Genomic DNA, 12,783 nt, shown 5'->3' with positions numbered 1-12,783 from the left:
GACCAACCACGCGATCGATCCAGACTTTGACGGTCTGATTCCGCGAGACCGCCCCGGCCGCACTTCCCGCCAGCCATGCAAACGTGGCGTCGCAAACAAAACCAATCACCGCATAGGCCAACCCCAACAACAGGAAGGAGACCACCTGGTTGTCTCCCCCCACGGTGACAAACTGCGGAAAGAATGCGATAAAGAATAACAGCACTTTAGGATTGGTAATAGTCGTCAGAAAGCCACGCAACAACAGCGAGTGCGTATTGGCTACCGGCAAGGCGACAGCGGCCTGCGATGCCTTGCTGCGCTGCAGACTGCCCAGGAACATTTTCAACCCGAGCCAGATCAGATAGGCGGCGCCCAGAAACTTGACGACGGTAAACAGCAACGGCGAGGCCGCCAGTAGCGCGGTCAGGCCCACGGCACTGGCAACAGTATGTGTGCAGCTGCCAATGGCAACCCCCGCAGCGGAAATTACCCCGGCACGCCGGCCGTTGCCAAGGCTTTGCCCGACCACGTACGCCAGATCCGGGCCTGGCGTAATCGATAGCGCAAATGCGGAAGCAGCAAAAAGCGGAAAGTGGACAATATCAAGCATGGGAATCGACCGTAAGAAGTGATTTGCAGGAAAAGGATTTTAAAGCATATCAGTTCATATGAAACAGCGCTATGCCATTGCCAGCCATCCGGCTGCAAAAACAGGTCTTGCGCCATGATGGCAACTGCAATCGCAACCGGGCACAGTAAACCTGGTGCCCAGCGGCTTTTGTGCAACTGCGCTGTTGAGCGTAGCGATCAGCGCGATTGCCTTGCCCTTAGTGGGCCTCTTCCCAGTTATTGCCGATCCCGGTTTCAGCCACGAGCGGTACGGCCAGCGTGGCCACATCGCACATCAGTCCCGGCAAAGCCTGACTGACCAGCGCCTGCTCGCTGCTGGGTACATCGAGCACCAGTTCATCGTGCACCTGCATGACCAGGCGCGAGGCAAGTTTTTCCTTTTCGAGCCAGGCCTGTACCGCCACCATGGCCATTTTGATCAGATCGGCCGATGTGCCCTGCATGGGCGCATTAATGGCGGCCCGCTCTGCCCCGGCCCGACGCGGCCCCTTGGCATTGATCTCGGGCAGCCACAGGCGACGGCCAAAAACCGTTTCCACATACCCCTTGGCAGAGGCTTCTTTCTTGATGCGCGACATGTAATCGGCTACACCAGGATAGCGCGCAAAATAGCGATCAATGTACGTTTGCGCTGCATCGCGGGTGATACCCAGATTGGCCGCCAGCCCGAACGCACTCATGCCGTAGATGAGTCCGAAATTAATGGCCTTGGCTGCGCGGCGCTGCTCGGCGTTGACCGCCTCGGGCGCCACACCAAACACTTCACCTGCTGTGGCGCGGTGAATATCCTCGCCCTGCTGGAACGACTTTTGCAAATTGACATCACCTGACAAATGCGCCATCACCCGCAATTCGATCTGGGAATAATCGGCAGAAATGATCACGCCGCCATCCGAAGGGATAAACGCCATGCGAATACGGCGACCTTCTTCAGTTCGTACCGGAATATTCTGCAGATTGGGATCCGATGAGGCAAGCCTGCCGGTAATGACCGCCGCCTGCGCGTAATCGGTATGCACCCGCCCGGTGGCCGCATTAATCATTTTCGGCAGCTTGTCGGTGTAGGTGGACTTGAGTTTGGCCAGGCCGCGATAGTCCAACAATGTACGCGGCAGCGGATAATCTGCTGCCAATTTGGACAACACATCTTCGTCGGTCGACGGCGCACCCTTGGGCGTCTTGCGCAACACGGGCAGATTCATTTTGCCAAACAGTATTTCACCCAACTGTTTGGTGGAGTTCAGATTAAAGGGCTGTCCGGCCAGTTCATAGGCTTTGTTTTCCAGCTCAACCAGTTTCGCGCCGATCTGCGCACTCTGCAGGCGCAACATGGCCTCGTCGATGCGAACACCATTGCGTTCGATCAGCGTCAATACCCGGGATACCTGCACTTCCAGCTGATAAATACGCTGCAGCCCTTCCTGGTCCCGCAGCATGGGGCTTAGCGCATGAAACAGCTGCAATGTAAAGTCGGCATCTTCGGCGGCATAATGCGTTGCCGTTTCAATATCCACTTCGTCAAAACAGATTTGCCGGGCGCCTTTGCCGCAAATTTCTTCATAGGTGGTGCCGGTGCGTCCCAGATAACGCTGCGCCAGTTCCTGCATGCCCACGTTGCGATGCGACTCCAGCACATAGGCCATGAGCATGGTGTCGTGCTCGATACCCGCCAGCGTAATACCTTCATTCAGAAAAACATGACTGTCGTATTTGGCGTTATGCAGGATCTTGGCCGCGCGCTCATCCTGCAGCCAGTCGCGCAGCGCCGCAAGCGTCTGGGTCTTGTCCAGTTGCGTGCCGGCGCCGGTGCCGCGATGGCCCAATGGAATGTACCAGGCAGAACCGGGCTCAATAGCAAGTGAAATACCCACCAGACTGGCTCGCATCGGGTCCAGGGACGTTGTTTCGGTGTCGATGGCAACCCGTTCGGCCTGTTTGATTGCATTGAGACATGCATCGAATTTTTCAGCAGTGTCCACCGTCTGGTAATTGACCTGCGCCGGCGTATCGGGCAAATTCTGCGCTACCCGCGCATCCTGCTCGGGCACACGGTCAGCGTCGCCCGTCAGCTCGCGCAGCCAGGTGCGAAAGCCGTAGCGATCGTAAATGGCCGTCAGTGTCGGTACATCCGGCGGCTTGGGCAGCAGGTCCTGCACGCCCTGCATGAACTCGGTCAGCTCACAGTCGCGCCTGACGGTAATCAGGTTACGGGTCAGCTCAAACTGTGCAATTGCATCGCGCAGGTTCTGGCCCGCAACGCCCTTGATTTTGTCCGCATTGGCGGCTAGATTATCAATACTGTCATATTCATTGAGCCACTTGACCGCCGTCTTGGGGCCCACCTTGGCCACGCCGGGCACATTATCCACGTTATCGCCGATAAGCATCAGATAATCGACAATGCGTTCGGGCCTGACTCCGAACTTGGCCAGCACGCCCGCTTCATCCAGGTTTTCACCTGTCATGGTGTTTACCAGCGAAATATGGGAATTGACCAGTTGAGCCAAATCCTTGTCGCCAGTTGATATAATGGTGTGAATATCGGAGCGGGCAGCCATATCGGCCAACGTCGCAATCACGTCATCCGCTTCCACGCCCGGCGCAGCAATAACGGGCCAGCCCATGGCGCGGATGGCCTCATGAATAGGACCGGTCTGCACAGCAAGGTCATCAGGCATGGGCGGTCTGTCCCCCTTGTATTCGGGATACAAATCATCCCTGAAGGTTTTCCCCTTGGCATCGAAAATACATGCGGCGTAATCCGCCTTATAATCATCAATGCATTTTCGCATCATGTTTATCACGCCATACAGGGCGCCTGTGGGCTCTCCACGCGCATTACGCAGATCAGGCATTGCATAGAAGGCGCGGTACAAATAGCTTGATCCGTCAACAAGTAACAAGGTTTTTTTCATGTCAGTAACAAAAGCAACAACGATTCAGGGTCAGATAAACGAGATAACCGACGAGCTGCTCACAGCGGCCGATCATCTCAAGGATTTGACCGCAGCGGTGAGCATTTTTGGAAGTGCACGGATCCGGTCAGATTCGCCCTACTATACCAAAACGCAGGAGATTAGCGGCCGTCTTGCCAAGGCGGGCTTCAATGTTATTTCCGGCGGCGGTCCCGGCATCATGGAAGCGGCCAACAAAGGCTGCCATGAAGCGGGCGGGACCAGTATCGGACTGAACATCGAATTGCCTCACGAACAGAAAGACAATCGCTACCAGACCGACAGCCTGTATTTCAAATATTTTGTATCGCGCAAAACCACCTTTTTCATGAACAGCGCCGGCTATATCATCATGCCCGGCGGGTTCGGTACACTGGACGAAATGTTCGAGGCCCTCACACTGATCCAGACCGGCAAGGCCAGCAAAGCACCGGTCGTCTTTGTCGGCACCGAATTCTGGCAAGGCTTGATGGACTGGATCCGCAACCAGCTGGTTGTCAACAAACTGATTTCGGAACATGATCTGGATCTGTTCATTGTCGAAGACGATCCGCAAAAAGTGGTGGAGCATATTCAGACTAAACACCAGCAGTACGTTCTGGATGCCAGCTGTGTCGGGCTGTGTTAAGCAGCTGTGCCACGTGTTGACATGCCGGCGGCAACCAGACGTCGCAGCTTATTCGGCCTGCGGTTTCTTTTTAGCCGGGGGCCGGCAAATGACCTGTACGACAGGCAGCTCTTCCTGAACGACATTGCGTGACATGACCTGTCCCTTGACCTGGGCGCAAGATTGCTCCATTTTTGTCATACATGCTGCGGTATCCGTTTTGCACGGCAGGATAAAGTGCAGATCATTCTGGTCATAAATCGCTGTTGATGCACAACCGGACAACACAATGGCAACAACAACCGGTATCACGGAATGGCGAATCATTAACTCTCCTTGGTATCATCCGGGTATTATATGCGCACTCCCGGGTCAAATGATACGCGCTTGCCGCATCATAACCCGGTCTCCTCAGGCATGAACGGCTAAATGCAAGCGCACTGCCTGCATTTATTACACTGTTTGCAAAAAATTGCACTTGTTTTAACAGCTATCGCAGCGTTATGTGCTAGATTTTTATCTCTTTTTTCGTTTATTCATGCTCATACGGCATTACCGAAGGCGCTACATGTCAAACACGCTTAAAACCACCCTCATCATTGTTGGCGCCATGCTGCTGGGTGGCTGCTCCACCGGTTTCGGGGTCAGCGTACCGCTGGTCAGCGGATTGTCACTGGGCATCGGCAGCGGCGGCATCAGCCTTGGCACGGGCATCGGGCCTGTCGGCGCCGGCGTCGGCGTCGGTCACGGCGGACGGGTTTCAGCCGGCGCGGGTGTGGGCGTTGGCGTGGGCACCAGCATCGGCTCAGGTGCGAGTGCGGGCGTAGGCACCGGCATAGGCACCAGCACCGTGATCTATGATCCACAGACGCCCGCCGAGGCTGCGCCTCGGGAAAAAGCCGATTTGTACGACGGAAACTAACCGCCGCTCTTCCCCGACCGGTAAGGGGCTGCCAGCGAACGCCTTCTGCGAGCCCCTTTCCGTGAGACCTGTCTGCAGCGTGCATGCGCAAGCCACGTCTGTCCGCAGACGCCTGGCCTGTTGCACCTGACGGCAATGAATACGTGCCTCTGAGCAGATAACTTTATCCCTTCTTGCACATATCGACCATTGAATTTTCGCCCTTTCCGATACGATCAGGACTCCGTATTTGAATAAAGGGGGTCGGCATGTCCGCCGTTGACAACACTACATTCATGCTCGCTCAGGACGAAGCCACACAGTTCGCACTTATCAATCGGGCACTTGCCATGCTGGACTTTGACTGCTTTGACTATATCCAGAGGCATCCCACGCCCTTTACCACGCCCCGCTATTACCATCTTGGCACCATCCCCGACGCGCTGATCCGGCTGGACGATCGGCATCTGATTCATGACACCATCATTCCCGCCGTCATGCAACGGCAAGCCGGCCTGATCTGGGAATTGAAAGATTTTTACACCATCCATCCCGAGCTGGCCGCCAGAGAACACCGGAATTTCTACGGCCTGTTCGCCCCGGGCACCAATCTGCTGGGCCACACCGGCGCCGTGCTGACACTGATCCGGCTGAGCCGTCCGATCACGCAGCAGGAGCTGACCGATGAGCTTGCCCGATACCAGGTGGTGATTTATGCTTTGCAGCACTTGTGCCAGTTGATCCTGGCCAGACGCCATCGCCAGCAACTGGGCATCAACCTGACGCCACGGCAAACCGACATTCTCAAATGGATCGCCGACGGCAAGAGCAATGACGATATTGCCCATATTCTGGGTATCTCCTCCCATACCGTCAATTACCACACGAAACAGATCCTGGATAAAACCCATACACAGAACCGGCATAGCGCAGCAATGAGCGCATTTATCGCCGGTATGATCCCCTCATAGAATTTCATATTCAGCGTTCATTGCCCACGGTTCGGCCGGCTAACATCTATAATAGCGGGTTAACCCCATTGTTTCCGGACGCCGGACCGTGCCGCCTCTTCCGTTTGCCGGCCCGCAACAGATTGCGTCCCCTTATTGTGCGAACTTATGATGCAGGATCACTACCACCCTACCGACCTTGAACAATCCGCCCAGCAAAACTGGCAAGAGCGTGACGCCTATCTTGTGACAGAACACGCCAAAGATGCAAATGGCAACGAGAAGCCCAAATTCTATGCCTGCTCCATGCTGCCCTACCCTAGCGGAAAACTGCATATGGGTCATGTCCGGAACTACACGATCAACGACATGATGACTCGCCAGTTGCGCATGCGCGGTTTCAACGTGCTCATGCCCATGGGTTGGGACGCCTTCGGTATGCCTGCAGAAAATGCCGCCATCAAATCAAAGGTGCCGCCTGCCAAATGGACCTATGACAACATCGCCTACATGAAAAAACAGATGAAGGCGATGGGGCTGGCCATCGACTGGTCTCGGGAAATGTGTGCCTGCGACCCACAGTACTACAAATGGAATCAGTGGCTTTTTCTCAAAATGCTGGAAAAAGGCATTGCCTACCGCAAAACACAGGTGGTGAACTGGGATCCGGTGGATCAGACCGTGCTGGCCAATGAACAGGTTATCGACGGTCGCGGCTGGCGCTCAGGCGCACTGGTCGAAAAGCGCGAAATCCCGGGCTACTATTTGCGTATCACAGACTACACAGAAGAGCTGCTGGACCAGGTAACGCACAATCTGCCAGGCTGGCCCGAGCGGGTGCGCCTCATGCAGGAAAACTGGCTGGGGAAAAGCGAAGGCGTACGCTTTGCGTTTACGCATGGCATCCACGACGACCAAAACCAACTGATCCAGAACGGTCGCATGTTTGTATTTACGACCCGGCCGGACACCATCATGGGCGTCACGTTCTGCGCAATCGCGCCCGAACACCCGCTGGCAACCCATGCCGCCGTCGGTAATCCGGAACTGGCCGCATTCATTGAAAAATGCAAGCTTGGCGGCACAACCGAAGCGGAAATGGCTACCCGTGAAAAAGAAGGCATGCCAACCGGCCTGACCGTTGTTCACCCCCTGACTGGCGATGCCATTGAAGTCTGGGTGGGCAACTATGTCCTGATGAGCTACGGCGACGGTGCAGTCATGGGCGTGCCGGCCCATGACGAACGTGATTTTGCCTTTGCGCTCAAATATGACCTGCCGATCAGACAGGTTGTGCAGGTCGCCGACAAACCGTTTGACAATACCCAATGGCAGGACTGGTACGCAGACAAGCAGCAGGGTCGCGTGGTCAATTCAGGCCAGTTTGATGGTCTGGATTATCGCCAGGCTGTCGACGCCGTGGCCGCTGCCCTGGCCGAAAAAGACTTGGGTGAAAAACAGACTACATGGCGGTTGCGCGACTGGGGCATTTCCCGCCAGCGCTATTGGGGCACCCCCATTCCAATCATCCACTGCGAAAGCTGCGGACCGGTCCCGGTGCCCGAAGCCGATCTGCCCGTACGCCTGCCTGAGCATCTGATCCCTGATGGCAGCGGCAATCCGCTGGCGAAAGACGAAAGTTTCCTGTCATGCTCCTGCCCCTCTTGCGGCAAACCGGCAAGGCGTGAAACCGACACCATGGACACCTTCGTCGATTCCTCCTGGTATTTCATGCGCTATACCTCGGCCGGCAACGACAGTGCAATGGTAGACCAGCGCAACGATTACTGGATGCCCATGGATCAGTACATTGGTGGCATTGAGCACGCAGTATTGCATCTGTTATATGCGCGGTTCTGGACCAAGGTTATGCGCGACTTGGGATTGCTCAAGTTCGATGAGCCGTTCACCAAACTGCTCTGCCAGGGCATGGTGCTGAACCATATCTATTCGCGCCGCACACCGCAGGGCGCGGTCGAATACTTCTGGCCTGAAGAGGTTACCAATACCTACGACGATAAAGGCGCCATTACGGGCGCCACTCTCAACCGCGACGGTTCCGCCATCCAGTACGGTGGCGTGGGCACTATGTCCAAATCCAAGAACAACGGCGTAGACCCGCAAGCGCTGATCGATACGATGGGCGCCGACACGGCGCGGCTGTTTGTCATGTTTGCCAGCCCGCCGGAACAGACACTGGAATGGTCCGATTCAGGCGTGGACGGCTCGCATCGCTTCCTGCGACGCGTGTGGTCTATTGCAAACGGCCTCAAAGCGCGCATTCTGACAGCACCGGCCCAGGCGAGCGATTTCTCCCAGGCCAGCAAGGCCGTCAAGGATCTTCGTCTGCAGGCTTATTCGTTGCTGCGACAGGCCAACTATGACTACGAACGTATTCAGTACAATACCGTAGTGTCGGCCAACATGAAATTGCTCAATGCCATTGACGATGCAGCACTGCCCGAGGGCGAGCTCGAAAATGCCGCCCTGCGCGAAGTGACCGGGATCCTCATTCGCATGCTGTATCCGATTGTGCCGCATATCACCTGGCACTTGTGGAACGAGCTGGGTTACGTGCAGCAGTACGGCGATCTTCTTGACGCGCCCTGGCCCAGCGTGGACGAAGCCGCGCTGATTGCCGATGAAATTGAACTCATGCTGCAAATCAATGGCAAATTGCGCGGCTCTATCCAGATACCGAATGGCGCCGGTCGCGAACATATCGAAGCGGTCGCCAGAAGCCATCCATCGCTGGAAAAATTCCTGGAAGGACGCCCGCCGAAACGTGTTATTGTGGTTCCCGGAAAACTTGTCAATATTGTTGGTTAATTTCTGCAGGGTGAAAACCATGGTGTACTCTTTCTCTTTCTTGCGCTGGCATCAGGCCCTGCTGGCAGCCCTCTTGCTCAGCCTGGTGCTGGCCGGTTGCGGCTTCAAGTTGCGTGGTGAAAAGCCGTTGCCGTTTACCACCATGTACACCAATATTGAAAGCAACTCGCGCTTTGGTTCCTATTTACGTCGGTCCCTGAAGGCCAGTTCACCATCGCTGCAATTTGTCGACAATGCGTCGGCTGCACAGGTGGTGCTCTCGCAACTGGAGCGCATCCAGTCACAGCGTGAAGTATCGCTCAACTCCCAGGGACAGGTCGAAGAGTACGAACTGACGCTGCGCCTGACCTTTCAACTGGTTTCCAATAGCGGTCAATTGCTGATTCCGCCGTCCACCCTCACCTCGACACGCACGCTGCCCTATGACGAAGCCAATTCCCAGGCCAAGGCCCAGGAAATGGTCACACTCTACCAGGACATGGAAGCGCAAATGGTGGGGCAACTGGTACGGCGCATCAGCTCTGATGACGTGATCCAGGGCTATCAGCAGGGTGCGGGCACGCCAGGTGATGCGCAGTTCGCCCGGTAAGCGCGATGGCAGGACAAACCCCCAACTACGAACGCTTCATTGCCGATCTGGGTAAGCCGGATGCGCAGTTGCACCCGCTTTATGTGATCAGCGGTGACGAATTACTGTTGCGCAACGAAGCCCTGGACGCGTTGCGTGCAGCCTGCCGGCTTCAGGGCTACACCGAAAGGGTTACGCTCAGTCTGACGGCGACCGGCCCCTGGAATGCCATAGAAGAAAACACCCAGTCCATTTCCCTGTTCGGCGATCGCAAACTGATGGAAATTGAAGTGCCCACCGGCAAGCCCGGCAAAACCGGCGGCGACGCGCTGGTCTCGCTGGCAAACCGCGCGGCGCGGCAGGAACTGACCGATATTTCCGTTGCCCTGATTCTACCCCGTGCAGACAGGACCATATCCTCGGCAAAATGGTATACCGCCGTGACGCAGCAGGCCGTGCTGGTCAATACGCCGGTCATTAGCCGCGAACAGTTGCCCGCCTGGGTACAGAGCAGGCTCAAACGCCAGAAACAGCACGCCGATGCGGCAACCCTGGCCTGGATTACCGATAAGGTCGAAGGTAACCTGTTGGCAGCGCATCAGGAAATCCTCAAGCTCGGCTTGCAATATCCCGAAGGCGAATTGACGCTGGAAGAAGTGGAAAATGCCGTTCTGGATGTGAGCCGCTATAATGTCTTTGACATGAGTCATGCCATTTTGCGCGGCGACGGTCAGCGCGCCCTTAAGGTGCTGCATGGGTTGCAGGCCGAAGGCGAGGCGTTGCCGATGGTGCTGGGCCTGCTCACTTATGACATTCGTAATCTTTACACACTTGCCCAGGCAAGGCAGAACGGACACAACCCCAGGAATCTGACCCGCAAGCTCGGTCTGTTTCCACCCAAGGATCAGTTGATCCTCAATACGCTGGACCGGCTGCCCTTTTCCCAGATCATGGGGCTGATCCAGCATGCCCACGACATTGATCGTCTGTTCAAGGGCTTTCCTGCAGACGGAAGACTGACCGACGCCTGGCAGGAAATGGCCCGACTCGTTCTGCGTATGGCAGATGTGACCGCATCCTCTCATTGATTCAATCATGACAACCGAAACCAGTAAACATCTTGATCTTGATACGCAAATGCTGGCCTATGGCCAGCAGGCCAAAGCCGCCGCCCGCCTGCTGATGCGCGCCGACGATAAACAAAAGTCGGCAGCCTTGCTGCATATTGCCCATACGCTGGAAACCCAGGCAGCGCAATTGCAGGCCGAAAACGCGCTGGATCTGCAAAAGGCCCGCGACAACGGCCTGGAGGCGGCCATGCTCGATCGCCTGACGCTGTCGGATAAAGCGCTGGGCCTGATGGCAACCGGCCTGCGCCAGATCGCAGCGCTGGAAGACCCGGTAGGCAGTCGCAGTGAAACCCGAATTCGGCCAAACGGCATGCGAGTCTCGAAAATGCGCATACCGCTGGGGGTCATCGGCATCATTTATGAATCCCGACCCAATGTCACGATCGATGCAGCCGCGCTGTGTCTGAAATCGGGCAATGCCGCTATTTTGCGCGGCGGCAGCGAAGCCTTTCGCTCCAATCAGGCTTTGGGAAAAATCATCCAGGAAGGGTTGGCTTATGCTGGCTTGCCTGCGCACGCGGTGCAGACCATCAACACCACAGATCGCGCCGCTGTCGGCCAACTCATCACCCTGACCGATTACGTTGATGTGATTATTCCCCGGGGTGGCAAAGGCCTGATCCGGCGCTTGGAAGCAGAGGCCACAGTGCCCATGATCCGCCATCTTGACGGCAACTGCCATGTCTTTATAGACCGCGCTGCCGACCTTGACATGGCCCACGACATTGCCTTTCAGGCCAAAACCTATCGCTACGGCGTGTGCGGCTCAATGGAAACGCTGCTGGTGCATCAGGACATTGCAGAACGGGTTCTGCCACGGCTTGCCGCCGCCTATGTAGAAAAAGGCGTCGCGCTTCGCGGCTGTCCCCGTACACGGCAACTGGTACCGCAGGCCACTGCCGCCACAGATGAAGACTGGGCAACGGAATACCTGGCGCCCATTCTGGCCATTCGCATTGTCGACTCGATCGATGAAGCCATGACGCATATTGCCACATGGAGTTCGGGCCATACGGAAGCGATTGTCACAGACAGCGTGTCCGCCGCCAACCGGTTCCAGCGGGAAGTGGACTCCAGTTCCGTTTACGTGAACCTGCCCACCGTCTTTGCCGACGGCTTCGAGTACGGGCTGGGTGCAGAGATCGGGATTTCGACCAATCGTCTGCACGCGCGCGGCCCTGTCGGCCTGGAAGGCCTGACAACCTATAAATGGGTGCTAGAAGGCAACGGCCAATTGCGCGGGTAAAATAAAATGCTTTGGATCAAATCACTTCATATCGTATTTGTCACCGCCTGGTTCGCCGGGCTGTTCTATCTGCCACGCATTTTTGTCAATCTGGCCCAACAGCCCCAGGATGGCCCGGTCTATCCGGTCCTGCTGGGCATGGCCCGACGGCTGCTGCGCTTTACCACGATGCTGGCGGTGCCGGCCGTCGCTTTCGGCCTGGTACTCATGCTGTATTACCGAATCGGCCTTGCCAATGGCTGGCTGCATGCGAAATTGCTTTTTGTACTGCTGATTATCGGCTACCATCACGCCTGTTTTCGCATCTACAGAAAATTTGTACAGGGCCGCAACCAGCGCGACCATGTCTTTTATCGCTGGTTCAATGAAATACCGGTATTGCTACTGCTGGCGGTGGTCATTCTTGTGGTCACCAAACCTTTCTGACAGGCTTAGCCATGACCGATGACAATACACCCCCAAGCCGCAAGAAACTCAGTCTTAGCGGTGCGCCGCGCAAAGCCGACGAGAGTGACGAAAAACCAAGGGTGCGCTCAGGCGCGCGGGCTCGCGCCGTGGCGCAGAGCCAGTTGCGTTCCGGCCAGGGAAAAACAACCCCTGCCAAATCTGGACGCCCGTTGCCGACGGATCGTTCCGGTGCGCGCAGCGACAGGACTGCTGAAACCCACGAACCGCGCCGCGCCGCTTCTGATCGCACCGATCGTCCGATGCGCACGGAACGCTCCAGGCCGGCAGCCGGCAAACGCGACTTCAACCCTGGCGCCCCCCTGACCGGGAAAAGACCCCAGGCCAGAACAGCAGATCGCGCCACCCGCGCGCAGCACGAATCCGAACAAGCGCGGCCGCGCCCCTCATCTCGCCTGACCGAAACGTTCAGGGTATTTGCTCCGTGCCCACAGGGCCTGGAGGAAGTGCTTTGCGAGGAAATGCAGGCGCTGGGCTTTGAGCACGTCTAAAAAGGACGTGCCGTCTGCGCCTTCGATACC

General features: G+C 56.7%; 12 protein-coding genes. 9 read left to right on the top strand and 3 right to left on the bottom strand.

Annotation, left to right across the window (positions count from 1 at the left end; translation table 11 throughout):
* On the bottom strand, positions 1 to 592 hold a 592-nt coding region (locus ACTIKR_RS18135; protein WP_442328592.1), incomplete at its 3' end, for a LysE family translocator.
* Between the two features lie 217 nt (positions 593 to 809).
* A complete protein-coding gene (gene polA, locus ACTIKR_RS18130) occupies positions 810 to 3,527 on the bottom strand; it encodes a DNA polymerase I (protein WP_442328591.1) in 2,718 nt (905 codons plus the stop codon).
* Between polA and ACTIKR_RS18125 the strand changes: the two genes are divergently transcribed.
* Positions 3,526 to 4,194 (top strand): TIGR00730 family Rossman fold protein, encoded by a 669-nt coding sequence (locus ACTIKR_RS18125; RefSeq protein ID WP_442328590.1) that lies wholly within the window; start codon positions 3,526 to 3,528, stop codon positions 4,192 to 4,194. The two genes, polA and ACTIKR_RS18125, sit on opposite strands and share 2 nt — an antisense overlap.
* Before the next feature lie 48 nt (positions 4,195 to 4,242).
* On the opposite strand, the gene ACTIKR_RS18120 is transcribed toward ACTIKR_RS18125, so the two are convergent.
* Positions 4,243 to 4,500: a hypothetical protein gene (locus ACTIKR_RS18120; RefSeq protein WP_442328589.1), complete on the bottom strand. Its 258-nt coding sequence runs from the start codon at positions 4,498 to 4,500 to the stop codon at positions 4,243 to 4,245.
* A 241-nt stretch (positions 4,501 to 4,741) separates the two neighbouring features.
* Here ACTIKR_RS18120 and ACTIKR_RS18115 point away from each other — a divergent pair, with 241 nt between their 5' ends.
* The 8 genes from ACTIKR_RS18115 (at position 4,742) to ACTIKR_RS18080 (ending at position 12,753) form a co-directional block, all read left to right on the top strand.
* Positions 4,742 to 5,095 carry a hypothetical protein gene (locus tag ACTIKR_RS18115; RefSeq protein WP_442328588.1) on the top strand — a complete coding sequence of 118 codons (354 nt, stop codon included), beginning with the start codon at positions 4,742 to 4,744 and terminating at the stop codon, positions 5,093 to 5,095.
* Between the two features lie 248 nt (positions 5,096 to 5,343).
* Positions 5,344 to 6,045, top strand: coding sequence for a LuxR C-terminal-related transcriptional regulator (locus tag ACTIKR_RS18110; RefSeq protein WP_442328587.1), 702 nt, complete (start codon positions 5,344 to 5,346; stop codon positions 6,043 to 6,045).
* 150 nt (positions 6,046 to 6,195) lie between these two features.
* The gene (gene leuS, locus ACTIKR_RS18105; protein ID WP_442328593.1) at positions 6,196 to 8,853 is read left to right on the top strand and encodes a leucine--tRNA ligase; all 2,658 of its coding nucleotides are present in this window, start codon (positions 6,196 to 6,198) and stop codon (positions 8,851 to 8,853) included.
* A 19-nt stretch (positions 8,854 to 8,872) separates the two neighbouring features.
* On the top strand, positions 8,873 to 9,442 hold the full coding sequence (locus ACTIKR_RS18100) for an LPS-assembly lipoprotein LptE (protein WP_442328586.1): 570 nt from the start codon (positions 8,873 to 8,875) through the stop codon (positions 9,440 to 9,442).
* A 5-nt stretch (positions 9,443 to 9,447) separates the two neighbouring features.
* The gene (gene holA / locus ACTIKR_RS18095) at positions 9,448 to 10,509 is read left to right on the top strand and encodes a DNA polymerase III subunit delta (RefSeq protein WP_442328585.1); all 1,062 of its coding nucleotides are present in this window, start codon (positions 9,448 to 9,450) and stop codon (positions 10,507 to 10,509) included.
* A gap of 7 nt (positions 10,510 to 10,516) precedes the next feature.
* Positions 10,517 to 11,797: a glutamate-5-semialdehyde dehydrogenase gene (locus tag ACTIKR_RS18090; protein ID WP_442328584.1), complete on the top strand. Its 1,281-nt coding sequence runs from the start codon at positions 10,517 to 10,519 to the stop codon at positions 11,795 to 11,797.
* A 6-nt stretch (positions 11,798 to 11,803) separates the two neighbouring features.
* On the top strand, positions 11,804 to 12,223 hold the full coding sequence (locus ACTIKR_RS18085) for a CopD family protein (RefSeq protein WP_193088558.1): 420 nt from the start codon (positions 11,804 to 11,806) through the stop codon (positions 12,221 to 12,223).
* 11 nt (positions 12,224 to 12,234) lie between these two features.
* Entirely contained in the window at positions 12,235 to 12,753 is a 519-nt protein-coding gene (locus tag ACTIKR_RS18080) for a hypothetical protein (protein ID WP_442328583.1), read from the top strand.
* Positions 12,754 to 12,783: the final 30 nt, after the last annotated feature.

It is taken from the genome of Advenella sp. (assembly GCF_052108595.1).
Classification (GTDB): Bacteria; Pseudomonadota; Gammaproteobacteria; order Burkholderiales; family Burkholderiaceae_B; genus Advenella.
This window is presented reverse-complemented; position numbering and strand designations above follow the sequence as displayed.

Coding starts and splice junctions, on each gene's coding strand:
- ACTIKR_RS18125 (WP_442328590.1), top strand. CDS start 3,526: ATGTCAGTAACAAAAGCAACAACGATTCAGGGTCAGATAAACGAGATA.
- polA (WP_442328591.1), bottom strand. CDS start 3,527: ATGAAAAAAACCTTGTTACTTGTTGACGGATCAAGCTATTTGTACCGC.
- ACTIKR_RS18120 (WP_442328589.1), bottom strand. CDS start 4,500: ATGATTCGCCATTCCGTGATACCGGTTGTTGTTGCCATTGTGTTGTCC.
- ACTIKR_RS18115 (WP_442328588.1), top strand. CDS start 4,742: ATGTCAAACACGCTTAAAACCACCCTCATCATTGTTGGCGCCATGCTG.
- ACTIKR_RS18110 (WP_442328587.1), top strand. CDS start 5,344: ATGTCCGCCGTTGACAACACTACATTCATGCTCGCTCAGGACGAAGCC.
- leuS (WP_442328593.1), top strand. CDS start 6,196: ATGCAGGATCACTACCACCCTACCGACCTTGAACAATCCGCCCAGCAA.
- ACTIKR_RS18100 (WP_442328586.1), top strand. CDS start 8,873: ATGGTGTACTCTTTCTCTTTCTTGCGCTGGCATCAGGCCCTGCTGGCA.
- holA (WP_442328585.1), top strand. CDS start 9,448: ATGGCAGGACAAACCCCCAACTACGAACGCTTCATTGCCGATCTGGGT.
- ACTIKR_RS18090 (WP_442328584.1), top strand. CDS start 10,517: ATGACAACCGAAACCAGTAAACATCTTGATCTTGATACGCAAATGCTG.
- ACTIKR_RS18085 (WP_193088558.1), top strand. CDS start 11,804: ATGCTTTGGATCAAATCACTTCATATCGTATTTGTCACCGCCTGGTTC.
- ACTIKR_RS18080 (WP_442328583.1), top strand. CDS start 12,235: ATGACCGATGACAATACACCCCCAAGCCGCAAGAAACTCAGTCTTAGC.